The sequence below is a fragment of the Lacrimispora algidixylanolytica genome (genome assembly GCF_003609635.1).
GTDB lineage: Bacteria > Bacillota > Clostridia > Lachnospirales > Lachnospiraceae > Lacrimispora > Lacrimispora algidixylanolytica.
Genome location: NZ_MCIA01000031.1, coordinates 141067 through 164520, shown reverse-complemented (window position 1 = coordinate 164520; position 23454 = coordinate 141067). Strand labels below are relative to the sequence as shown.

At 34.5% G+C, this 23454-nt stretch carries 23 protein-coding genes and 1 pseudogene; 21 read left to right on the top strand and 3 right to left on the bottom strand.

What is annotated here, in order from left to right:
* Positions 1-305: 305 nt before the first annotated feature.
* Together BET01_RS15840 and BET01_RS15835 are read left to right on the top strand one after the other, a co-directional pair.
* The gene (locus BET01_RS15840; RefSeq protein WP_120197781.1) at positions 306-1415 is read left to right on the top strand and encodes a helix-turn-helix domain-containing protein; all 1110 of its coding nucleotides are present in this window, start codon (positions 306-308) and stop codon (positions 1413-1415) included.
* A 23-nt stretch (positions 1416-1438) separates the two neighbouring features.
* Complete coding sequence (locus tag BET01_RS15835) at positions 1439-2374, top strand: CPBP family intramembrane glutamic endopeptidase (protein ID WP_120197780.1); 936 nt, start codon at positions 1439-1441, stop codon at positions 2372-2374.
* A 272-nt stretch (positions 2375-2646) separates the two neighbouring features.
* Here BET01_RS15835 and BET01_RS22605 read toward each other — a convergent pair.
* Positions 2647-3213 (bottom strand): annotated as a pseudogene (locus tag BET01_RS22605) (IS91 family transposase); the annotation flags it as partial.
* A gap of 266 nt (positions 3214-3479) precedes the next feature.
* On the opposite strand from BET01_RS22605, the gene BET01_RS15825 reads away from it, so the two are divergent.
* Positions 3480-4223 carry a YoaP domain-containing protein gene (locus tag BET01_RS15825; RefSeq protein ID WP_120197779.1) on the top strand — a complete coding sequence of 248 codons (744 nt, stop codon included), beginning with the start codon at positions 3480-3482 and terminating at the stop codon, positions 4221-4223.
* 174 nt (positions 4224-4397) lie between these two features.
* Here the strand turns inward: BET01_RS15825 and BET01_RS15820 are convergent, their stop codons facing one another.
* Both BET01_RS15820 and BET01_RS15815 read right to left on the bottom strand, forming a co-directional pair.
* On the bottom strand, positions 4398-5054 hold the full coding sequence (locus tag BET01_RS15820; protein ID WP_120197778.1) for a 4'-phosphopantetheinyl transferase family protein: 657 nt from the start codon (positions 5052-5054) through the stop codon (positions 4398-4400).
* 568 nt (positions 5055-5622) lie between these two features.
* Positions 5623-5970 carry a helix-turn-helix domain-containing protein gene (locus BET01_RS15815; RefSeq protein ID WP_158585082.1) on the bottom strand — a complete coding sequence of 116 codons (348 nt, stop codon included), beginning with the start codon at positions 5968-5970 and terminating at the stop codon, positions 5623-5625.
* A gap of 370 nt (positions 5971-6340) precedes the next feature.
* On the opposite strand from BET01_RS15815, the gene loaP reads away from it, so the two are divergent.
* The 18 genes from loaP to BET01_RS15725 all read left to right on the top strand — a co-directional run bounded on the left by loaP (position 6341) and on the right by BET01_RS15725 (position 23436).
* Positions 6341-6907 (top strand): antiterminator LoaP, encoded by a 567-nt coding sequence (gene loaP / locus BET01_RS15810; RefSeq protein WP_120197776.1) that lies wholly within the window; start codon positions 6341-6343, stop codon positions 6905-6907.
* A 32-nt stretch (positions 6908-6939) separates the two neighbouring features.
* The gene (locus tag BET01_RS15805) at positions 6940-7179 is read left to right on the top strand and encodes an acyl carrier protein (protein ID WP_120197775.1); all 240 of its coding nucleotides are present in this window, start codon (positions 6940-6942) and stop codon (positions 7177-7179) included.
* A 19-nt stretch (positions 7180-7198) separates the two neighbouring features.
* Complete coding sequence (locus tag BET01_RS15800; RefSeq protein WP_120197774.1) at positions 7199-8158, top strand: hypothetical protein; 960 nt, start codon at positions 7199-7201, stop codon at positions 8156-8158.
* A 25-nt stretch (positions 8159-8183) separates the two neighbouring features.
* Positions 8184-8963 (top strand): electron transfer flavoprotein subunit beta/FixA family protein, encoded by a 780-nt coding sequence (locus BET01_RS15795; protein ID WP_120197773.1) that lies wholly within the window; start codon positions 8184-8186, stop codon positions 8961-8963.
* Positions 8960-9949 carry an electron transfer flavoprotein subunit alpha/FixB family protein gene (locus tag BET01_RS15790; protein ID WP_120197772.1) on the top strand — a complete coding sequence of 330 codons (990 nt, stop codon included), beginning with the start codon at positions 8960-8962 and terminating at the stop codon, positions 9947-9949. The genes BET01_RS15795 and BET01_RS15790 overlap by 4 nt, the downstream gene beginning before the upstream one ends.
* Positions 9949-10632 (top strand): hypothetical protein, encoded by a 684-nt coding sequence (locus BET01_RS15785; RefSeq protein ID WP_120197771.1) that lies wholly within the window; start codon positions 9949-9951, stop codon positions 10630-10632. The genes BET01_RS15790 and BET01_RS15785 overlap by 1 nt, the downstream gene beginning before the upstream one ends.
* A gap of 17 nt (positions 10633-10649) precedes the next feature.
* A complete protein-coding gene (locus BET01_RS15780; protein WP_147422825.1) occupies positions 10650-11273 on the top strand; it encodes a hypothetical protein in 624 nt (207 codons plus the stop codon).
* 53 nt (positions 11274-11326) lie between these two features.
* Complete coding sequence (locus BET01_RS15775; RefSeq protein ID WP_120197769.1) at positions 11327-12742, top strand: class I adenylate-forming enzyme family protein; 1416 nt, start codon at positions 11327-11329, stop codon at positions 12740-12742.
* Positions 12743-12756: 14 nt separating this feature from the next.
* A complete protein-coding gene (locus tag BET01_RS15770) occupies positions 12757-13632 on the top strand; it encodes an NAD-dependent epimerase/dehydratase family protein (RefSeq protein ID WP_120197768.1) in 876 nt (291 codons plus the stop codon).
* A 12-nt stretch (positions 13633-13644) separates the two neighbouring features.
* Positions 13645-13932 (top strand): acyl carrier protein, encoded by a 288-nt coding sequence (locus tag BET01_RS15765; protein WP_120197767.1) that lies wholly within the window; start codon positions 13645-13647, stop codon positions 13930-13932.
* Positions 13922-15604 carry a hypothetical protein gene (locus BET01_RS15760; protein ID WP_120197766.1) on the top strand — a complete coding sequence of 561 codons (1683 nt, stop codon included), beginning with the start codon at positions 13922-13924 and terminating at the stop codon, positions 15602-15604. The genes BET01_RS15765 and BET01_RS15760 overlap by 11 nt, the downstream gene beginning before the upstream one ends.
* Entirely contained in the window at positions 15597-15872 is a 276-nt protein-coding gene (locus BET01_RS15755; RefSeq protein WP_120197765.1) for an acyl carrier protein, read from the top strand. Before BET01_RS15760 ends, BET01_RS15755 begins: the two co-directional genes overlap by 8 nt.
* Positions 15873-15938: 66 nt before the next feature.
* On the top strand, positions 15939-17096 hold the full coding sequence (locus tag BET01_RS15750) for an NAD(P)/FAD-dependent oxidoreductase (protein WP_120197764.1): 1158 nt from the start codon (positions 15939-15941) through the stop codon (positions 17094-17096).
* A gap of 22 nt (positions 17097-17118) precedes the next feature.
* Positions 17119-17805 (top strand): hypothetical protein, encoded by a 687-nt coding sequence (locus tag BET01_RS15745; protein WP_147422824.1) that lies wholly within the window; start codon positions 17119-17121, stop codon positions 17803-17805.
* A gap of 68 nt (positions 17806-17873) precedes the next feature.
* Positions 17874-18905 carry a hypothetical protein gene (locus BET01_RS15740; RefSeq protein WP_120197762.1) on the top strand — a complete coding sequence of 344 codons (1032 nt, stop codon included), beginning with the start codon at positions 17874-17876 and terminating at the stop codon, positions 18903-18905.
* Entirely contained in the window at positions 18906-20516 is a 1611-nt protein-coding gene (locus BET01_RS15735; RefSeq protein WP_120197761.1) for an amino acid adenylation domain-containing protein, read from the top strand.
* Between the two features lie 114 nt (positions 20517-20630).
* Positions 20631-22385: an amino acid adenylation domain-containing protein gene (locus BET01_RS15730; protein WP_120197760.1), complete on the top strand. Its 1755-nt coding sequence runs from the start codon at positions 20631-20633 to the stop codon at positions 22383-22385.
* A gap of 31 nt (positions 22386-22416) precedes the next feature.
* Positions 22417-23436: a class I SAM-dependent methyltransferase gene (locus BET01_RS15725; protein ID WP_120197759.1), complete on the top strand. Its 1020-nt coding sequence runs from the start codon at positions 22417-22419 to the stop codon at positions 23434-23436.
* Positions 23437-23454 lie beyond the last annotated feature (18 nt).

Genomic DNA, 23454 nt, shown 5'->3' with positions numbered 1-23454 from the left:
ATTATTGTCTACTCAAGGCATGTTGAAGCGGTGATAATGATGACGTATTGTGGTAAAGAGAAAAAACAGATGGGTGATAATAGTACGAAACCAGTGGAGGGCATTAATTATGGCATCCACTGATTTATATACAAACTATGCCGTTAAGCTGAGTTTATCTGTTGTACTATTTACCCCATCTAATGCGATATAACAACAGCTCCGGCTAAAAGTATCGCATAGGTTGATTTCTTTAACCGATATCAACTGCAAATCCATTGATTTCTTTCTGCTTACCAACTAAAATATAGTCAGAGGTGATTGATATGAAGGAAATTAATATTGCAAAAGTGCTTGTAAATAAGCGCAAGGAAAAGGGCATCACCCAGGATGAGCTTGCAAATTACATTGGCGTGTCCAAGGCATCCGTTTCCAAATGGGAGACGGGTCAAAGTTATCCGGACGTAACCTTTCTTCCACAGCTGGCTGCGTTCTTTAACATCAGCATTGACGAATTGATAGATTATAACCCGCAGATGACAAAAGAGAATATTCAAAAGCTGTACCGAAACCTGTCGGCTGATTTTGCGTCAAAACCGTTTAATTCGGTGATGGAAGACTGCCGAAAAACAATTAAAAAATACTATTCATGCTTTCCGCTGCTGCTGAATCTGGGAATACTGATGATCAACCATGTAGAATTGCTGAAAGACCCCCGAAAAACGGCATCTTTGACTGAAGAAGCCAAGGTTCTTTTTATCCGGATCAGAGAGGAATGCGATGATGTATCGATTACCAGGCAGTCTTTGTTTATGGAAGCCCTGTGTAGCCTCATTTCCGGTGATGCCAATACCGCGCTGGAGCTGCTTGATGGATCAGTCGCGCCTGCGCTGCCCCCTGAATCGCTTTTGGCTTCCGCTTACCAAATGACGGGGCGCACCGAGGAGGCGAAATCCGTTTTGCAGGTCGGAATGTTTCAGAACATCGTCGTCCTGTTCAACTTCTTTCCCGCATATCTTATGCTATGTGCGGATGTCCCATCCAAATTCGACGAGGTACTGCGGCGCTCGCTTGTCGTAGCGGAAACGTTTGACATGAGGCATCTGCATCCCGGTGTCCTGGTCGGCCTTTATATTTCAGCCGCGCAGGGATTTATTGCTCAGAAAAATTATGATAAGGCGCTTGAAATGCTGCAAAAGTACACCGAGATTGTAATAAGCGATATTTATCCCCTGCTCTTACATGGCGATGCTTTTTTCGACCGTCTGGACGGATGGCTGGATCAGCTCGATCTGGGAACAGATCTTCCGCGGGATGAAAAAACAATCAGGAAAAGCATGTCTGATGTAATCGTTAATAATCCGGTGTTTTCAGTTCTCTCAGATGAGCAGCGTTTTCAGAGTATAACTAAAAAGCTTCAACATAACTGCGAATAATATAAAAAAGGAGTAATGTTACTATGGAACACGAAAAATTGACTGCAAAAAAACGACTGATTATATTTATTGCGCTTACAATCATCCTTGCTTGGATCGTTTTTTTGCTGGTACCGATCTGTGGGCTCACCTATGGAAGCGGGGCGGCGGCAGTAATTTTGGCAGTCGCTATGTTTATGCCTGCGCTATCCAATTTATTAACACGGCTTATAACAAAAGAAGGATTTGGGAATATGTATCTTCGCCCCCACTTCAAGGGGCATGTGAAAGAGTATCTGCTTTTGTACTTCGGCCCGACAGTCTTGTTGGTTCTGAGCGGAGCGCTTTATTTCCTGATTTTCCCCGGTTCGTTTGACCCGGAGCTTACAAATTTAAAAGGGATGGTTGCTTCAAGTGGTAAACAGGGACTTGACGTGTCCACACTGCTAATTGTTCAAGCTCTGATTTTTGTTGTTATCGGCCCGATTGTAAATATCATACCCACCATGGGTGAAGAACTTGGCTGGAGAGGGTATCTGCTCCCCAAACTGCGCATTTTTTTATCTGACAGGACCGCGTTAATTATAACAGGGGCAATATGGGGGATCTGGCACTTGCCCGTTATTGTGATGGGTCACAATTACGGAACCGGTTATTGGGGCTATCCATGGCTCGGCATTCTGGCCATGATCGTTTTTTGCGTTGTGCTTGGAATTATCGAAGGCTATATATCAATCAAACTGGAAAGCGTCATTCCAGCTGCCATGATCCATTCAACGGTGAACGCGGGTGCGGCACTGCCAATCATTTTTGCAAAGAGCGGATATAACCCACTACTTGGCCCGGCAATCACCGGCCTTATTGGAGGACTTCCGTTTATCGTTTTAGCTATTATATTGCTAATAAAGGCGGGCCGTAAAATGACGTTGGGTAAAAACGAAGCGCATCGGCAAGAAGAGGGGCCGTTGGGGCAGAAATAAGGTTTTGCTTCGTTAGAAGCCTGCAACTAAATTGAGTAAATGACACAAGAAAGACATAGCTCTTCGTCAAGAAGGAAGCTATGTTTTTTTTGTGCTGTAATAGGAAAGTTCGACCTTAGTTTAGCCCCTAAATAAAATAGCCCGCGCAGAGGCGGGAACAACAAATAGACGGTGGCTAAAAAAGGTCAATATAAAAACCTTCTTCAGATTCATCGTCATCAAGATCATCATGCTCGATAAGTAAGTAATGCATATCCAGCAAATCAGAGTCAGTCATGTTTTTGACGACGGTGCAATGCGATGACAGGACGGCCAAGATATCGGCTGATATATTTGATTACAGTATCGGCATCGGAGAGATTGGGTTTGGCATAAACGTAGAAACCATTTTTATCTTTGCGATAAATGAAAGCCTTTGTTTTCTTGAAAGAAGTACCGATCCGTGATTCCAGTTCTTTCAAAAGTGCAGTCTGAAAAGATTTCCTTAAAAGGGTGTAGTTAAAATGCTTCACAGACCGCCATAAGCCATCATCAGAGAAGCCACCTTCTGAAATCAGGCAATGGATATGAGGATTCCATTCCAATGGACGTCCAAACGAGTGGAGAACACAAATAAAACCGGGGACAAAGTTTTTGGATTTGTTTATGTTGTGAAACATTCGGAGTACAACGCTGCGTACAGCCTGAAAGAGATAGTCCAGAAGATAACGGTCATTGAAAAAGAAATGACGGAGTTCTTGATCAATGGTAAAGACACAGTGCCTGTGTACGCAATGAATGAGTTTAAAGGACATAGAGACAGAGCGTTCCTGGGAATACTTCACCCCGCAAGAGGGGCATCCTTTGTAAGCATCGGCATAAATAAATCCGTGATGGCCTTCCAGATGGCATAAACAATGGACATATGAATGATTTGATTTTACTGCCTCCTGGTAGAGTGAAATGTGAAATTTTAATTAAGGTTTATAATCGGTTGTTGTATAATTAGGTGATTAATGTTAATATAGTATGTAAATTATAGCGTTATGACCTAAGAAAAAAATAGATTGTGTGAATAGTCCTAACAACATATCAATAAAATTAAATAAATTAATGAGGGGTTAATATGGATGCAGAGTTTATAACCATAACGAGTGAGAACATTGATAGTGAACATTTAAGTTGTATTATACGCAGTAAAAAACCTTATCCAGGTATCGAATTAAAACGGAAATGGCTATCTGAGAGAATAAAGGAAGGTCATGTTTTTAGAAAGTTAAATGTAAAAGCACCGGTATTTATAGAATATGCACCTCTTGAAACAGCTTGGGTTCCTATTACAGGTGATAATTTTCATTACATTTATTGTTTGTGGAGTGGTCAAAAAGGAAACGGCTACGGAAAAAAGTTAATGGAATATTGTATAGAAGATACAAAAGAAAAGGGTAAATCTGGAGTTTGTATGTTAGGTTCCAAAAAGCAAAAAGCTTGGCTCTCAAATCAGGATTTTGCAAAAAGGTTTGGATTTGAAGTTGTAGACTCTACAGATGGGGGATATGAACTGCTTGCACTTTCTTTTGATGGGACAACTCCTAAAATTACAGAAAGTGCTAAAAAGGAAGTAATCGAAAACGAAGAACTTACAATCTATTATGATATGCAATGCCCTTTTATCAACGAAAGGATAGAATTAATCGAACAGTATTGTAACTTGAACAAAATTCCGTTATCGTTAAGACTATTAGACACATTGCAGAAAGCGAAAGAATTACCTTGTGTATTCAATAACTGGGCAGTATTTTATAAGGGAAAATTTGAGACAGTTAATTTATTAGATGTTTCTTCTTTAATGAGAATTTTAAAGAAATGAAAATAGTTTTTATTAAATAAGGAAGAAAGGTACTTAGTAAATAAAGTTTATGGTAATACAGGTGCCGATAGGTTATTTGTTAGCAAATAACCTATCGCGACCTGTATTTTTTTTCGAAATAACATAACTAGACTTTCTGAAAATCTCAACTCATTTATTATCTTTTTTGGTATTTTACAAGCTCATATGTAAGAAATACTTTCTGATCTCAGATTCCTGAATATAAGTTATCTTATTAGGACTATTTGAATTGTTACAAATTGAACATACATAGTTGTTATACTTCCAGGTATGAAGAAGCGGATGAATGTCTGATGAAAGTATATTTAGTTCTGATAGATTAGGTACAAGTCCTGTTCCCTGCTGTTTTGTATAGGCTTCCTTTTTAGTCCAAATTTCGTAAAATCTGTTATCCTGTTCGCTGAATGGAGCGTCTTCAACATATTGAATTTCCATAGGGTGAAAAAATCTTCTCATAATGGAGAAGGGAGCAGAGGTAATTCTTTCTACATCAATACCAACTGGATGATGTGTAGAAATTCCACATAATATAAAGCCTTGAGTATGAGATAAATTAAAATGTAATGAAGTTTTCGTCAGGCAAGTGGGTTTATGATTTTTATCACATCCAAAAACAAGATTAAGGGCCGATAATCCAGAAATAGTACTTAGACATTGACGTACAAGTAAGGCGGCGTATAAGGAAAGTTTTCTATCACTTTCAAGATAATAGCTTTGAATCCTTTTTAATCTTTGCAATGAAACAAATTTTAACAATTTTGAATCAGTTTCATCCCAAGGAAGGAGTTCTGGCAAACAGTAAATGTACATGACATATCTCCTATCATAGTTGTTTTGAATTATTCATTCTTAGATTTTTAATATTATAATGTAATTTAATTAAGTTATATTAAATGTCTTTTCAATTGTTAATTTGAATCGAAGAAAAGAAATATAAAATTTGGTTAAGTATGCATATCTCTTTATAAAAATATATGAGAGACCTCTTGGTTTATGAACTCTAATTAACCCAAATGAAAAGAATAAATTAATAATTTCAGAAAGCATTACAGATGAACAAAAATTAGGTTCTAGCTTTTATACGTTATGTTGAAAGTTGGTTAATAATTAATTATTTCGTGTGGTTATATCTTTTTTTTGGGTATTTTAAATAGTATATCTTTAGCTGATTTTATGGAGGAATATATATATAACCCTTACATAAAAACTCATTAAGACATAGTAATACTTTCGTATTAAAGCTGATATATCATAAAAAAAGATGACTCAATGTGATAACAAAGTAGTGTTAAGAAAACATATCTAACTTTCAAATTATACAAGATTTCGGATTCGAAGAAACAAGTGTTTAGAATCAAAAAATGCATATTTGTAATAGCTAGTCAGTAATTACTATTGCACGCATTATTTTCTCTATAAGTACTAAATCAGTTTCTTTACTTTTATGTAATATATTTAGAATTGTTTGTAACTCATTTGGCTTGACGTTATTTGTATCTTGATCAGGAGTAACGAAATAGTCCATAGGAATACCAAGGGAAACGGAAATATTGTATAAAAAAAATGATGATATCCCTTTTGTACCTCGTTCAATTTCACCAAGATAACCATCGCTCATATTAGCAAGCTCGGCAAGTTTTTCTCTTGAATAACCAAGGGTTTCTCGTTTATTACGTATTCGGTTTCCTACATTAATATTAAAAGTATTTGGTAACATTTTATACATTGAGAAACTCAACACTCCTTCCATTGTATTTGTATAATAAAAATTTACAAAATACTAGAACTTTTAAAAGAATATTTAATATAATTTTATTTTTGCCAAGTGTTGCTTTCTTGAATATAAGAATACCATAATTTACTAGTTAGAGAAATGTGCTATAGCCTATATTGTTCGAAGCTATAATGCACATTTTTTTTATGCTATAGCATATTCAAAAAGGTTGAGATATCTTGTAGAATATAACTGTACTAGAAAGTACTATCTTAACTTAATCGGTGCCTGGCGCGTTGAGGGAAGGATAGGATTATAGAGATTATTATTGGTAACATGATTTCATTAAAAATGAATAATGTGAAAGGGCGAAGCTATTTAATTGGACGATATTAGAGTAAAAGAAGAGACTAAGGAGAATGATTGGTATGTTCTTTTTGTTAAAGTTGGGTATGAGAATAAGGTGATAAATCAACTTCAAACATACTTTAATAAAGAAATAATCCTTCCATTCTTACCAAAGCTGGAAATATTTCATAAATATTCAAATGGATATATACAAATGGAAAATAAAATTCTTTACCCAGGATATGTATTTGTTGAGAGTAAGCTCGATGGTGTGAAATTTATTTCAATAATTAAGGAATTTATCCACTACTACGATGCCCCATTAAAACTTTTAAAATATGGTGACTCTTACGAATTTGTTATGAGGGAACACGAAAAATCTATGTTGCAAAGCTTTTGTAACATGGATTATTGCATTGAAGCATCAACAGGTCTGATAAAAGGGAATAAAACGATTGTGATAAAAGGACCACTAAAAGGTAGAGAGAGCATTATTAAGAAAATTGACCGCTCTCGGCGGAAAGCTATCATAAACATTGATATTATGGGAAAATGTGTTCCAATTACAGTTGGACTTGATATTCCTATAAAACTACCATAGGTAGAATACTTTACAACATTGAGGAGGTAACAATGATAGAAGAGAATAATACTCAAAAAGAAAAAGTATTGTCTATTATTAGTAAATTTATTGAAGTGGATCGTAAAATGGATTTTAATTTAATAGAGTCAATTATGTTTGTTAAAATGATTCTTGAATTAGAAGAAACATTTCATATTGAATTTGAAGATGAAATGTTATCTGCTTTTAAGTTTTCTACAGTCGATTCTTTTATTGAATATGTAATAGGTAAACTTATTAATAAAAATTAATTTAGGTCAGGTGATTAAGTTGGTTGATATAAAACCTAAGTTTTATGGAAAGTATGACTGTTACCAGAATAATGTTTTAGGACCGGTAAGTGAATACTGGCAAGTTAATTATCTGCCAGTATTTTGGACGGAATTCAATTTTATTAATGAAAGTAAACATCCAGACACTTTTGAGGAGATGACTTTTGGTGTTGGTAACAGATATGATAGAGGAGATGTATGGACCGATATTTGTGGCATATCTTTAAATCTGTGCAGATTCGATGATATAGAGACATTCAAAAGTACAATAACAGAAGAATTAGATAAAAAAAACCCAGTAGTAGCTACCATGTACTCAAATGAAGTTCCATGGAATAAATACTTTCAAATCCGGCCACACTGCTTTCTGATTTGTGATATTGATGAAGAGAATCATGAATTAATATGTAGTGATGGTTCGTTTCATTCTGAGGGACTTTGCAGGATTGATATACAGTATTTGTTTGATAAATACTATAAGCTAATTTTACTAAGTAATAACAATGCAGTGGGGAAAGGATATAAAGATGAACTTGCATACTTTTTTCGTGTTTTTCGGAATAATAATCCGAATAAAACAGAGGATATCAACAAACTCGCGGATCATATCCTTCACTGCTGGGATACAGATGATCTGAAAGAAGTAGCTAAGATAGTGTCGAAATCATACTTTTTATTATATGTTACAGAAGTATGTAATAGTCGGCATAACTTTATGAAAGGCTTAGAATATTTTAATCAAAAACACAAAACAGAACTATTTTCTTCTGTTATATCGGAATTAGCGGAGGTTAGAACCAGCTGGGATTCTTTTAAAGGATTGTATGTTAAAAGTGTTCTTTCAAAAAAGAAAGGTTACATTGATAATGTAGTAGACCTGATACGTAAAATAGCGATTAAAGAAGAGAAGATAAGTCAAGAAATTGTAAGATGTTGTACAGAAGACTTAGAAGGCTGAAGATCTGTTTGAAAGAGAGAAAAATATGTATATTATTGTTTGCGTAAAACAAGTAAAGAATTATAATTTGGAAAAACGAAAGACATCTGCCAATAGCGGAAGCAATGATATGTTTCATAATCCTGTTGATCTCATGGCTTTAGCATGGGCTATGAAGTTAAAGCAGATGTATGGATTCAAGGTGATTACAATCTCTATGGGACCATTAAATGCAAAATCCCAGGTTAGACTATTATATTCTTATGGAGTGGATAGAGCTGTTTTATTATCAAGTAAAACACTAGCAGGTTCTGATACTTATGCGACCTCCTATGCATTGGGAGAATTGATTCGAAACTATTTCTCCGATTATAGTATGATTCTCTGTGGGGATAAAACGTTGGACAGTGAAACTGGTCAAGTCCCTCATTCATTAGCAATGGCATTAGGAGTTTCTTCTTATTCTAATATTGTGGAAATACTACGTAAAGAGGATTGTTTTGAAGTGACTTGTGAGGTGGAATCCGACAGAGTAAAGATGACGGAAAAGGATAAATTACTGTGCACAGTAACACAAGGTCCAAAAGACTATGTTAACTTGCCAGCGATAAAAAATATTATAGATTCTGAATCTAAAGAGGTTGAAATATTAACAAGTAAAGACTTAAAAGTCAAAGACGAAGTTGTTGGGCAGAAAGGATCTTATACAAAAGTAATATCACTTCATGAAAAGAATTTTGTTACTAGAAGAAAACAGCAAAATATAGTTTTTAGTGAAGAAAAGATGGGGATGCTTATGAAGGTTATTCTTGGTGAAAGCCTATGAAAAAATTATGTATATTTATTGAACACAAAGATGGAGTACCCACATCGAATTCACAAAAGATATTATATATGGCGCAAATGCTAAAGAAGCAATATGGATATAGAATTATAGCAATTGTAATGGAACAGAATTCTGAAAGTTTTATTGAGTATCTAAAAACAATAGAAGTAGATGAAATCTACTTTGTGACCTTAAATGAAAAAAATAAACTACTGTTTCTCAAGGAGGAAATAGATAATCTGGTATGCTTTTTGAAAGAAATCAACCCAGAAGTAGCCTGGGCCACTAATAGTTCCTGCTATAGGATTCTTTTTCCTAAAGTTGCTTATAGTTTACATACAGGGCTATGTGCTGCTTGTTCTGACTTTAAATATGATGAAGATTCTGGACGGATTAATATGGTTAGAACAGTTTTCTCCAATAATGCTTATGCCCAAATTTCGGTTCACAGATCAAGACCAGTGATGGCAACAATACTAGATGAAAAAGGAACTTATAACTTAGAAAGAAATCTTACATTTCCTGAAATTCATGATATTACAGATAGAATATTGTTAATCCGAGATAATCAGGCAATTAAGATAATGAAAGAACTAGAATCCATTAATTTGGATAAGTCGCAGATTGTTATTGGATTGGGTAACGGTATTCACGATAAATCAGATATGGATCTATTTGAAAAGTTATCAAGATTGTTAAATCATGCTGCAATAGGAGGGACTAGAGAACTTATAAATAGGCAGATTCTCCCTCAGAATTGTCAAATCGGTTCGACAGGTACTCAAATATTTGCAGATATATATATTGGATTTGGAATTTCTGGTTCCCCTCAACATATGCAGGGAATCGAACATGTGAAAAAGATTATTGCAGTTAATAATGATCCATATGCAAGTATATTTCAACATGCAGATTATGGTATCGTTGGTGATATGTATGAAGTAGCTAACTATATGATTAATTATTTAGGAGGTAAAGATACCTGATGATCGATGAAAAAAAAGGAACTAACTTAGTAATGCAGTTAATCAAAGATGGTTTTGTTGTAAAGAATGATTTACTGCATACACTACAGAGTGAAGAAGTATTAACCACACCAGAAAAAGTAAGAGATGAGATGGAAGTCTGGTATAAAAATATGGGGATTGAAACTCTTACAGGAAAACCATTTCGTTTGACTCTTCCTTATTTTACAGAAGAAGAGATAAAAGAAGTAGAGGCTAATGATGAAATATTATTGTGTTTACCAAGTGGAATTGATGTAGTAACCCTTGGAAAGATGTTTCATATGGATTGTTGGGCCTTTCATGATCCACTAGTAACATTAAATACAGAATATGCTGATTTCTGGTTTTCTACTAAGAAGAGTCCAGAGCCAGACTTTTTAGATCGCACACCACGTGAAATCTCAAAACAGTATAAAGATGATGAAAAGTTAAATATAAGCATAGAACGATATATGGTATTTCTTGCAAGAATGAAATATTTAACTGGAGAGTATCCAGAAAAAGAATGTAAGACCTGGTTACCAAATACCAGATATGAAGGAAAGGGTATTGTAATTGCTGGTATTGATTCTAATTCTAAATTCTGTGCTCATGGTTGGATGCCAAACTTCCATTCGCCAAGAGTTGGTGGAAGATACGTATACATTGTAGATCATCATTAGAGTGAATCGGGATGAGTATGAAAAAATTAATTAATCGTAAAAAACTACATAATCTTATGACATTAGCAACTGAACAAAAGAATTTCTTTTTTAACGATACAATTCTTTACAAAGAATTGTATTGTTTATTTTCTGTATCTGTGGTAAACGAAGAAATCCCATCACTACATCTGAAAAAAGGTCAAAAGGTGGTTACCTCTCCTATAACAGATAATCAAGATGAATATGGTTGCTGTAAAGTATACAGTACATTTGATGTTGACGTCGACAGTGGATTATTCTTGCCTATTATCAGCTTGGTTAATGAGTTCACTAAACAAATTTTGTTATCCGACATACCTGTTTCATTAGCAGATACACATGGAATGATGGAAAAAATAATGCTACAGGTATGGGAATTTGAAGAAGTAATACAATCTGACAATGGGGTAAAAATAGAATTACAAAATCCAGTGTCATGGAAATCTATCATGGAAGAAAGAATAAGTTGGGATAACTATGATTCTTTTACCCAGGCTGAAACATTACTGAAGAATGGTGTGGTAACAATGGATGAGGTTACACTGCCACATGTGCATACAGAAAATATTGAATATTTTCGAAAAGCTGGCCTAAGTAAAGAAGTAATATTTGACTGGTAATTTAGGAGGTACTATCTAGGGTTTGCAATATTTTAGGTTAAGGAGCATGAAATATGAGATTACTTCAGACTTTATACAAGTTTATAAATGAAAAACCAGACTACATAATACTTACAGTAGATGAAAATACATACACATATTCAGATATTAAAAAAAATATGGATAAGTGGAAATTAGTATTAGAACGTTGTGGAATCAAGAAAAGATATAAGGTTGTTGTATATATAAACGAAATAATGGATTTTGTGGGGATATATTTTGCCTTATGTGAATTAGATTGTATTATGATTCCAATAGATGTTTCTACTCATCCGGACGTTATTACCAGTGTGCTTTATAGTAGTAACGCTCATGCAGTCATATCTTCACAAGAACTGGTGCTAAATGATATCAAGGAAAGAATACCTGTATTACTTGAATATACTTGCTATTGTACTGGAAAGGGGGAAATTGACACAACAGACGATATTATGCAGATGCTTTATACATCAGGAACAACGGGACTTCCCAAATGTGTAATGTACAGTAAAGAAAATATGGCCAATAATATTCTCGTTCTTGGTGAGGCATTAGGATTATCAGAGAAAGATGTTATTTATACACCAATTTCCTTAATGTTACCAGCTGCACTAAATACGGTACTGATGCCTGCATTACTTTCTGGGACCAGAATTTTTGTTTCAAAATCTACAATACCAGGGAAGGTACTTAGTAATGTTATAACGCAAAAGGTTACTGTCTTTTTTGCAGTACCATTTTATTATAAGCTCATGGCTGATAGCGAATTATGTACGGAAAATACCTGGAAGAACGTTAGACTTTGTCTCACTAGTTCCTCTTACTTAAGTGAAGAAGATTTCCTAAGCTTCTATAAAAAATCAGTACAAGGCCTTCATTCAATTTACTGTTCTTCAGAAGCGGGATCCATTGCATACAATGACGCTACAGACATAGCGAGTCTGAGAAAATATGTGGGAAGGCCACTTCATGGGTGTGAGATTTCCTTGATAGATGAGAATACAGAAGGTGAAGGAGAAATTGTTGTAAAAGGGGATATGATTTCTTCAAAATATTATCGTAATGAAGAATTAAATAACAAGGTTTTCTATGATGGATGGATCAAAACGGGAGATATTGGAGCAATAAATGAAACGGGTTATTTAGAAATTAAAGGACGTCTGACAGAAACGATAAACATAGCTGGACATCTGGTCAATCCGTTAGAAGTAGAACAGGTAATTATGAAAAATGAAGCAGTTGAGGATGCTGTGGCATACAAGTACCAAAATTATGCAGGCAATGATATGTTAGGAGTTAAAGTTGTAATGAAACAAGGACACTCCTTACAGGAACGAGATATTATCAAGTGCTGCGAGACGGCGTTGCCAAATTATAAAGTACCAAAGAAAGTTCTATTTGTAAGTTCGATTGATACGGGTAGGTATGGAAAGAAGAAAAGAAGTGTGTAGAAGAGAGGTCTAAAATGATTCTGATAACAGGTTGTACAGGATATATTGGAAGTAGATTGTGTAAGCAGTTACTAGCTAGCGAATACAAAATAAGGGGACTTATTAGACCTTCAGAGAAGGTTAAAGCCCAATCCTTAATTGAGTTAGGTCTGATTCCTTACTATGGGGAGTTAACAGACCCAGTGAGCTTACGTGATATAGCAGAAGATATAGAGTTCGTGTATCATCTGGCAGGAATACATTCCACCTATCATAATACCTATAATCTTTATGTACGAGGCACCGAGAACTTGCTTCAGGAATTTAAAAGGAATCCCAAGATACCAGTGGTAGTGGCAAGTAATAGCGCAGTTTATTCAGATACACAGACACCTCATATCGAGAGCAGTAAGCCAATTACTAATCATCCTTTTGGGGAAATCACGATGGAGATGGAGAAGACAGTTATGAATTTGTCAGAAAACTATGCAATATTTCGTTTAGGAGAAGTATATGGCGAGAAGGAGGCCAATCCATTTCAAGCATGTTCTAAGGGGATTACTTTAATAGGAGATGGCATGAATAATACAGCCAAAATACATATTAAAGATGTTATAAATATTCTAACTAAATGCACCAAATTCTTTCCGAAAGGAATTTTTAATCTCTGTGATGACTTGCCAGTGCATCAATTAGAGTTTTATCAGTATGTTGAAGCCTTAAGTAAGACAACGTGTGTTCAACTAAAAAAGGAAATGGAGATCAGTGAACGAATCATGTTAAGTATTCATGGGCTTAGAACATTAAATATCGCAATGGATAATAGTCTCATAAAACAGACTTTGAATTATGAGTTTATTTATCCTACTTATAAAGAAGGACTAGAATTTTTATACGAAAATCAATGTTAGGGGGCGGGATATATGTTTGAAAGTGTTGCGAGTAAGTTATTGGATATCTTTAAGAAAGTATTAGATGTCCAAGTTGATGAAAATGGATTTTTCAAAGGAAATTTAATAGAAAATCTGAATATTGATTCACTTATTGCATTGCAGCTGATTGTTGAAATTGAAAAAACATTTCATATTGTGATAGAAGATGATGAGTTAGCCATTAAATTAATAGACTCACCTTCTTTTTTCATTGAATACTGTAAGCAATATGAATTCAATGTAAATACTAGTCAAGAAGCTAGGGAACATGATGAATAGTAAGTTCACTGATTTGGTAACCAGATTAAAGAACAGTATTTTTTCTGGCAATAAAGAGGAGTGGCTTAGATTACTGATGGTAGAAGATGATGTTGCAAAACAGTCAATGAATAAATGGTTTGAAGACTATTTTATGGTATATAAGGTAAAGCGTTGCCGGATTACCTTGGATGAATCATACATAATAAAAAACAGTTGTGAAATTAGATGTCTGGTAAAAGTACAGTATCAGGAAGGTAAGGAGTATTTAGCGGATTTACTACTATGTGTAAAAGAAGATGTAGAAAGTAAAAAAATCAAAATTGTAAGCATTGAGCGTTTTTACCAGCCAGCTCTGAGAAAAAAAGTAAACTGGCAAATGGTTTTGAAACAGGATGAGCCATGGTGGAAAAATACGCTTCTAAAAGAGGAGGAAAGTGAAGATGAGGAATTACAACATATTCAGTTGGCTCGTGCTATAACAAGAAATATTCGCTTTAGAGAAGCTCATATACAATTAGAATGTGCAAGCATAATGACAACTATGATGTCCCCAGTAATACCAAATATATGCCGTCAGTTAGAGCTTCCAAGTGAAAATTCCGAACAGAATTTAAAATACATCTATGATATTCTCATGGATAAGTTCCATTTGCAAATAACCCGGCCTGACCGTGACAATACTTGGGCAAGTAAATATCTGGCACCTTGGTATGGAATAGAAGAAATTCTATCGGGTAAAGAGGAAGGAAAGAGAATTGCAGTAAGCTGTAATTTTTTTATGTCTACCCTGTATGTACTACTTCGATGGTATGGATTTAGAGCGTCTCATTTGGTTCAATTTCGTATTATAAATCAGGATTATCTGATTGTAAAAACGGTTGAGAATAAACTGTTTTTTATCAGCCATGATAATTTAACACTTTGCAGTCAAAGCACAATTTATCCTTCTGGAACAATAAACAGGGTTTTTGGGGCAGAATGGTTCATTGACTTTAAAGGAAATGATGCTGAGATTAGTCATCTTTTATTGGAGGAATATAATCTGATTGCCCAAAATACTTTTTTGCCTACATACAATCCAATAGTTAAAGAGAGTGAGATCATGACTGTAAACCCTAATCTTGACACAGATGATTTCAGAAATACTGTTTTAAGGAGTGGGGATTGCACAAAATCAAGCATATATCCATGGATAAGATATGCGAATCAGACATTGTGTGTTTCAAAGCCAGAAACCTATATTTACTGGAGTATCCAAAGTAATTGGGGAAACGTAAATTTTCGCAATGAAGAAGAGATTTATCAATACGTAGATCAGATGGGAACGGAATCAATTTTTCCTGAGAATGATAGGCTCATGACTGCTGATCAATGTATTCGACATCAGACAAGTGGAACAAAAGACCGCGCAGTATTTTTACTGGCAGCATTTAAGAAATATTTTAATGCACAAGGATGCGTTGTCTTTACTAAGAAATATGATTATGTAGTGTACAAATTTGAGCAGAACAGTAAATGGATACTATATAATGTCAGCCTTCAAGAGAAAAGCAAGTTAATAGAAGGAGAAATCATACTCGCATTTAATAATACGAATAGTTACTGTGTAGTACAAAACAAGAACTGCGAAAAACAAGAATGGTTCCAGAATAACTTTGGTGATATTGTGAAGGAGGAAATGTATGGATAACGGTTACTTAACAAAGTACATTGACATTTTAAAACGTTACACAATAGAAGAATTTACGGAGAAACAAATGAATGTTACCATGTTGGATTTAGGTATTAATTCATTTAGGGTGATTGAAATCATGATAGTATTGGAAGGGGAATTTGGAATTAACTTTCCAGATAGTCTGATTACTCCTGATTTATTTCATTCTCCAAAAACATTTTACGATGGATTAATGACGGTGCTTGAAGCTGGTAAAAACCGTCAAAATACTGGAGAGAAATAAATTAAACATGCTTTCAGAGTTATGAGTGATATGTATGTTTTTTAGAAGAAAAAAAGGAGTGTGTCAATGGCAAATACAATAATCGATCACGTTGATGCTGTCATTATTGGAGCCGGAATTATGGGATTAAGTGCAGCCTACTATTTGTCAAAACAAGGATTGAAAGTTTGTATAGTCGAGCGTGAAAGCTATATAGGCGGTTATACAACTATGCGGTGTGCTGGTGGAATCAGACAACAGTTTTCTTCTAGAGAAAATATTATGTTATCTATGTTAAATAGAGAAATGATGCATGAGCTAGAAAAGGAAAGCCATTGTAATATACAATTTAATCCTTGTGGATATGCATTTGCCTTCACCGAGGAGAAATCCTTAAATGAGGCAGAAGAGGCTGTTAAATTTCAGAGAGAAATGTCAGTCAATGCCCAGATTCTTTCATCCAGACAAACGGCAAAAATGTTTGGTAATATTCGTGTAGACGATGTTTTGCTAACTACTTATTGCCGTGATGATGGTCTTTTAAATGTGTCAATGTTACTAGGAATCATAAAAAAAGAGCTTTATAAGCAAAATGTGAAGATTTTATGTGACAAGACGGTTTGCGACATCGAAACAAAGAATGAAAAAATAAATAAGGTTATATTGGATGAGGGAGAAATTGAGACATCAATTGTTGTAAATGCAGCAGGACCATTTGCGAAGCAGATTGGCCAGATGACTAATAACTCGATTCCCATAGAACCGTCCCTTCAGCAGGTATGGGTAACAGAACCAGTTTCCTGGATCAGTAAAGATATGCCGGTTATTATCTTTGGGGATGAAGGAACAGGATTTCACTGGGAATCAGGTGGAGTACTGTCAGGTTATAGCCGGCCTTATCGCAAAGAGGAGGTGTCATTTGCTGAAATTGATTTAGACTGGGAAATTAAGCATTGTAAAAAAGCAATAGAGCGAGTACCAGACCTCTATGATAAAAAACTGATTTCTAAGTGGGCTGGTTTTTACGAAACAACAATAGATGATCTTCCAATTGTTGGTCCGTATGGTCCTTCAGGAATGTATTGTATTGCAGGTTTCAATGGACATGGTATTACGCATGGATTGGCTTGTGGTTATTTGCTTAGTAAAATCATAACAGGAAAGAGCATTGATGTTGATATTTCAAGTCTGTCATATTTTAGATTTCATAAGGCAGTATCTGTTAAGACCGGATATAAAATATGATGATGATGATGGAGGAAAAGAAATGAATGAGATTTATACACAATTAGTCAAACAGCTTATCGACGATAAGAAAGTAGATAGAAGACAAGTATGGTCTTTTGTGAATGAAGGCCAGCTAGACCCTACATCTCCCATTACATTAAGAAAAGAAATGGAACAGTGGTATATTGGTATGGGCATTACAGATATTACAGGAGAAGTATTTTCACTGGAAGAATGTCCATTTACAAAACAAGAAATCGAAGAAGCAAACAATAATAATGAAATGATCCTTTGTGTACCAAAAGACTTAACTCAGAGACAGCTAGGAACACTATTGCGTTTGGAAAACTGGGCACTTGATGATGTTCTGGCTGAAGAAAGTATTGAACCAAAAGATTTATGGTTCAAATCCAAAGCAACTGCTTCACCAGAATTTATTCGTGAGTCTGGTATTGATATAACAAGACAATTTCGAGAAGAGAAAAAGGTATTGTTTAGCCTTGGAATATATATGGTGTTTATTGGAAGATTTCGTTATCTCTATAACAAGACACCAGATTCTGAGTTCTGGATATGGATTAACAAGGGAAGATATGATCGTTCTGGCATGTTAGTTGCAGGATTTGATAGATACAAAAAATTTAATGTTCATGGCTGGATGCCTCATTTTTCAGCAGGTTTTCTAGGAGCAAGATACGGAGAGTTACCAGAAAGTCTAAGAAAGTAAGGGGGAAATCCTGTTGGCTGATAATGAAATTAGAGAAAAAATAATTACTTGTCAAGTGGAGATAAAAAATGTTAAGCGAAATTCAACCGTATCATAAAAGAGGGTATTTATGTATTGATGATATTGTAAAAAGTGTAGCCGATTACTTTGGCAAAGAACATATGTATTTGCATGCCAAAGGGCTGAATTTTACTTATTCTCCTAAAATAGTAGAGGGAGAAGGGGTGTTAAGTAAGTTACGAACCAGTTGCAATTATCCTACATACCTTAAAAATTTCACGAAAGAATTGAATTACCTTAAGGATTTCATTGGACTGGATGTAGAGTATGTGACGGATCTAACCAAGGAAGAATTATTATCGCATATTAGAAGAAATTTAAAAGAAAGTAATCCAGTTGCAATTATTTCTAGTACCTATTATATACCTTGGTATGAACAGTATTATAATAAGGTAAACAAGCTACACACATTTCTGGTCACGGATATCAATGACAAAACTATGTCATGTGTAGATGGATTTCTTACTCAGGATTTAATTAAGCTGGAATTAGAGAATCTTGAAGACTACAGAGGAATTTTGATATTTAGAGCAGTTAAGCCAAAGAAAGAACTCAATTTACATAATGTCTTGGCACAGATGATACAGGAACTGGAAAAAAATCATAAACTTGAGAATAGTGACAGTATAAGAATCTTTGCAAAAGATGTGTATAATATAACCTTTTTAGAAAGCGAAAAAGAACGGTATTCCGATTTGGATTATTCTGATTTTATGATTGGATTAAAATTTATGGAATATGGCAGAAAAAATTTGGGAGATTTATTTTATTATCTATCAAATATATTTACAGCATACAGTAAATCTCTATTAGACATACAATCAAAAATAGATTCCATATCAGAACAATGGAAAATGGTTGTTGTTTTTATTGTGAAAGGATACTATTCAGATCAAACGGCTTACTATGCGAAGAGGGCGTCTGAACAATTACTAGATATTGCAAAGGCTGAGGAAGAGGTAACGAAATTAATAGTATCGTTAAAAGTAAAAACAGAAGAGAAAAATGAAAAGAGTAATAAGAGAAAGGAGGAGAAGTAAATGGGGATAGAATGTGAAAAAAAACCTCCCAAAGCAATTCTAAGGGGGCCAGTAAAGCATAGAGAAGGTGGGCAGACGATAGTCGATTTGTTTGACAAGTATGTGATAGAAAGTCCAAATAATATTGCGGTAAAAGATAAAGAGAGAGAGTTGTCATACGAGCAGCTTTCTTTTTTTGTTACCAAAATAGCAAGATATGTTGAAGAAGTGCCCAAAGTTAGCAAACGAGTTGCTATCCTGATTCAGAATTCTGTGGAATCTGTTTCTGCGGTAATGGGTGTATTAAAAGCAAAATCAGCCTATGTACCGCTTGATATCAAAGGCGGTCCATATCGAAATGAGAGTATTTTATTAGATAGTCAGCCAGATTTGATTCTGATAAGCCAAAAATACCTGGATAAAGTAAAGAATGATCCTGAGTGGGGAAAAGTTGCCAAACTCTTAACTGAAACATTTGTATACGAAGTAATTGAAGAACTTATGAACGCCAAACAGGATGAGAATGATACAGTTCTTGAAAAAGTCAGGTGTGAGGATTATGCCTACATCATTTATACGTCAGGTTCAACAGGGAAACCCAAAGGGGTTGTCGTATCCCACTACAATTTAGTGAACTTTATAGTATGGGCAAAGGACCAGTATGTCACCAGTCTGAACTTTGAGAAACCGGTTATGTTTGCATTATACGCCTCCTTAGCCTTTGATATGACCGTGATATCAGTGCTTGTACCATTGATTTCTGGAAATGGAATAGTGACATATGACTATTCAAATAGTGGATATGCCCTTAGCAAAATAATAATGGATAATCTTGTTGACGTTCTGATACTTACACCATCACATTTACGAATTATAGAAGAACTTGATGTAAGTAAAAGCAACATAAAAGTTATCGTAACAGGAGGAGAGACATTAAAAACTAGTGTGGCAAGGAGAATCTGTAAGTTATTTTCTGACCGAATCACATTTTTTAATTTATATGGACCTACTGAAACGACAATTGGCTGTACATCACACAAATATGATATTGAAAAGGATACAAAAAGTACAGTTCCAATTGGCATTCCTACGGATAACGTAGATATTTATTTGCTGAAGGAAGATATGACACCTGCTCGGTTAGATGAAATAGGAGAAATCTATATAGCTGGTCTGAATGTTACAGATGGTTATATCAATAAGAAAGAATTAACTGATAAATGCTTTGTGGAGGATATTTACGGTGAAAAACCTGGCAAGATGTATAAGTCAAATGATTTGGCAGTCTTACAGGATGATGGAGAAATGACGTTTATTGGAAGAAATGACCATCAAATTAAATTCAATGGATACAGAATCGAACTTGAGGAGATTGAATCCTTCCTTGTCCAACACGAAAGCATAAAAGATGCTGCAGTTATATTAATCCGGGAAACGAAGCTGGATTATATATGTGCCTATATGGTAACAGATAAAGACTGTAGCGCTGAAGATGTAAAACAATATCTGATTACTAAGCTTCCATTATATATGTTACCCCAGAAATATGTATTTCTGTCATCTCTGCCTTATACAGTTAACGGTAAAATTGATAGAAAAAAATTAAGCTCCACGAATTCAGATATTGGGTAACAAAACAAGTGGGACGATTAAGGGAGGTGGTTTTATCTAAAGTATAATTCTATTCTTAATAAATCGTATTAATAAAAGCAGAGTACCAAAGGTACTAAGAAAGGATAAGAAGATATGAGAGTAAATAATGTATATCAAAGTTTCGCAGAGAATGTAAAAACATATAGGGATAAAGTAGCAATTATTGACGATAAAATGAGATTGACTTATGAGGAAGTTAATGTAATGAGTAACAAAGTAGCTAAATTTTTAGCAGAAAAATCAATTGGAAAGGAAAATGTTGTCGCAGTATATATGGATCGATCCTACTGTGCAGTTGTTACTGTTTTAGGTATTTTAAAAGCAGGAGCTGCCTTTCTACCAATTGATATGAAGACACCTGTACAAAGAGCAAACTATATGGCTGATATTTCTAAGGCCCAATATGTAATTCGAGACAGTAAGGAAAGAATTGATGAAATTACACTACCAGCAATCGATGTCCATGACGTATTAAATGATAAAAACATTCCAGATGATTATGTTCCAGAAAATGTAATCGAAGATCGCTTATTAGCTTATATTCTTTTCACTTCTGGCTCAACTGGATTACCAAAAGGTGCAATGGTTGAACATGTTGGTATGAACAACCATTTATCAGAAAAAATCCGTTTACTGAATCTTACAGATTCCAGTATTGTAGCAAATAATGCATCTATCAGTTTTGATGTTTCTGTATGGCAGATGTTGGCTCCATTATGTGTAGGTGCTACAAGTGTTATCTTCCAAGAAAGCGCACTTTTAAATCTGAAGAGTTTCCGAAACACTTTATATGATTATCATATTCAAGTATTAGAGGCTGTACCTACTTACTTAGCATTAGTAATTCATGAGATTAAAACCTTCTCCAAAGAATTTACAGATTTAAAATGTTTAGTATCTACGGGAGAATCTTTAACAAGAACATTGGCAGATCAAATTTTTAATGTATTACCAGATATTACACTTGTTAACGCTTATGGACCAACGGAAGCTTCTGACGATATTATCCACTTAGTAATGGATAAAAACAGTGACTTTGATCCGATTCCTATTGGTAAGCCAATTAGTAATGCAAAAATGACCATCGTAAAACCTGATGGTAGCAAATGTGGCGTAGATGAGCCAGGTGAACTTTTAGTTACTGGTATCTGCGTAGGTAGAGGATATGTAGGTAATGATAAAGAAACAGAAGTCGCATTCCTAATTGACAAAGAAACAAACCAAAGAACATATAAAACAGGTGACTTAGTATCTCTTGGAGAAGACGGAAACTATTATTTCCACGGTAGGATGGATACTCAGATTGCATTCTATGGAAAAAGAGTTGAAGTAAAAGAAATTGAAAATACAATGCTGAAATATGATGGTATTGATGTAAGTGCTGTTGTATTTGACGCAGATAAAAAACAAATCAATGCATGTTACATTGGAAAAGATGAAATTGATGTAGCTGTCTTGAAAGACTTCTTAAAAAAAGCAATGCCGCCACACATGATTCCAGTACATATCCTGAAAGTAGATGAATTTCCAACATCAATCAGTGGAAAAACAGACTATAATGCATTAAATGATTTATTCAAAACAACAGAAGATAATAGTCTCTTTGAAGGATATGATCCAGAAGAAGTGAAGTTTTTAAAGAAGATTCTTGAAATTATTGGATTAAGCAAATTGCCAGGAGATAATGCTTGGGAAAACGATATGAGAATTATCGGTTATGATTCAATCAATATTATCAAACTTGTTATCGAAATTGAAGACATATATGATGTTGAAATTGACGATGAAAAATTAATACCAGAGATTATTTACAACTACAATGAATTGAAAAAATTCGTACTAAAATAAGCTTAAACATAGAGTTTGAGGAGGTATTCATTTGATTGAACAGATTGTAAAGGAGAATGATGTAATAATACTGGGTAATTTCAATAATTATTCCCATGAAATTATTCAGAATAAAATTGTTGATTTAGATTGTAGAATAATAGGAGGCTGGAACTTTCAAGAACAGGAAGAGGCAGTTAGCACAAATGATTTTTTATTTGCAGATTCTGTTGTTGATATGAAAAATAAATTAACAGGGCAAAAACCTAACACGGCCTTAATATTTATAAAATCAGCAATTTTAGATGCAATTAACAATTCAATGATTCAAGAAGTTACAGAAGAAATTTTAACAGATATCAGAGACCTGGGTAAAATCGAAACAATTGATAAGATTATCTTCCTTTCTTTCAACATTGATATCTTAACAGTAAGAAGCATCTACAAGGAGATTCACAATACAAAAATGACTCCTTATTTTATTACAGGTTTCCATGCTGCATACTTAGGTGCCAATCCTGAGGTGATTATGTGGAACCAGTTAGAAATTGACCCAGATTTAGATGAGGAACTTAGAAGTGAAAATATCACTTCTGGGAAATTCTTAGATGTAGGAACAGGTTCTGGAAGACAGGCTATATGGCTACACAAAAGAGGATTTAATGTAACTGGAATTGATTTAGTACCATATGCTTTTTCTAGTGCCCAGATTAATGAACCAGGTATACGCTTTCAGGAAGATAATATTCTTCATACAAAATTAGAGGATACTTATGATTATATTTTTGATAGAGGCTGTTATCACAGTATCGATCCATCAGAAAGAAATCTTTACTTTGAACAAATCAATAAGCTTCTGAATAAGGATGGATTATTATTTATGAAATGCCGTAGTACAGATATCTCTACAGATACAGAAGGGTATCATAATGCAATGCCTTACTGTATATCCAAAGATATGTACATACCAGAAGAACATTTCCAAGTAAAGAAAGTCAGGCCGGCAGAATACTTAAGTTCAAGCAATAAATCACTATTTAACGCATTATTCTTTGTAATTAAAAAAATATAAAGAATAAAATAAGGAGGA

Excerpts from the sequence above, each read along its gene's own strand:
- BET01_RS15840 (WP_120197781.1), top strand. The coding sequence starts at position 306 with ATGAAGGAAATTAATATTGCAAAAGTGCTTGTAAATAAGCGCAAGGAA.
- BET01_RS15835 (WP_120197780.1), top strand. The coding sequence starts at position 1,439 with ATGGAACACGAAAAATTGACTGCAAAAAAACGACTGATTATATTTATT.
- BET01_RS15825 (WP_120197779.1), top strand. The coding sequence starts at position 3,480 with ATGGATGCAGAGTTTATAACCATAACGAGTGAGAACATTGATAGTGAA.
- BET01_RS15820 (WP_120197778.1), bottom strand. The coding sequence starts at position 5,054 with ATGTACATTTACTGTTTGCCAGAACTCCTTCCTTGGGATGAAACTGAT.
- BET01_RS15815 (WP_158585082.1), bottom strand. The coding sequence starts at position 5,970 with ATGTATAAAATGTTACCAAATACTTTTAATATTAATGTAGGAAACCGA.
- BET01_RS15805 (WP_120197775.1), top strand. The coding sequence starts at position 6,940 with ATGATAGAAGAGAATAATACTCAAAAAGAAAAAGTATTGTCTATTATT.
- BET01_RS15795 (WP_120197773.1), top strand. The coding sequence starts at position 8,184 with ATGTATATTATTGTTTGCGTAAAACAAGTAAAGAATTATAATTTGGAA.
- BET01_RS15790 (WP_120197772.1), top strand. The coding sequence starts at position 8,960 with ATGAAAAAATTATGTATATTTATTGAACACAAAGATGGAGTACCCACA.
- BET01_RS15785 (WP_120197771.1), top strand. The coding sequence starts at position 9,949 with ATGATCGATGAAAAAAAAGGAACTAACTTAGTAATGCAGTTAATCAAA.
- BET01_RS15780 (WP_147422825.1), top strand. The coding sequence starts at position 10,650 with ATGAAAAAATTAATTAATCGTAAAAAACTACATAATCTTATGACATTA.
- BET01_RS15775 (WP_120197769.1), top strand. The coding sequence starts at position 11,327 with ATGAGATTACTTCAGACTTTATACAAGTTTATAAATGAAAAACCAGAC.
- BET01_RS15770 (WP_120197768.1), top strand. The coding sequence starts at position 12,757 with ATGATTCTGATAACAGGTTGTACAGGATATATTGGAAGTAGATTGTGT.
- BET01_RS15765 (WP_120197767.1), top strand. The coding sequence starts at position 13,645 with ATGTTTGAAAGTGTTGCGAGTAAGTTATTGGATATCTTTAAGAAAGTA.
- BET01_RS15760 (WP_120197766.1), top strand. The coding sequence starts at position 13,922 with ATGATGAATAGTAAGTTCACTGATTTGGTAACCAGATTAAAGAACAGT.
- BET01_RS15755 (WP_120197765.1), top strand. The coding sequence starts at position 15,597 with ATGGATAACGGTTACTTAACAAAGTACATTGACATTTTAAAACGTTAC.
- BET01_RS15750 (WP_120197764.1), top strand. The coding sequence starts at position 15,939 with ATGGCAAATACAATAATCGATCACGTTGATGCTGTCATTATTGGAGCC.
- BET01_RS15745 (WP_147422824.1), top strand. The coding sequence starts at position 17,119 with ATGAATGAGATTTATACACAATTAGTCAAACAGCTTATCGACGATAAG.
- BET01_RS15740 (WP_120197762.1), top strand. The coding sequence starts at position 17,874 with ATGTTAAGCGAAATTCAACCGTATCATAAAAGAGGGTATTTATGTATT.
- BET01_RS15735 (WP_120197761.1), top strand. The coding sequence starts at position 18,906 with ATGGGGATAGAATGTGAAAAAAAACCTCCCAAAGCAATTCTAAGGGGG.
- BET01_RS15730 (WP_120197760.1), top strand. The coding sequence starts at position 20,631 with ATGAGAGTAAATAATGTATATCAAAGTTTCGCAGAGAATGTAAAAACA.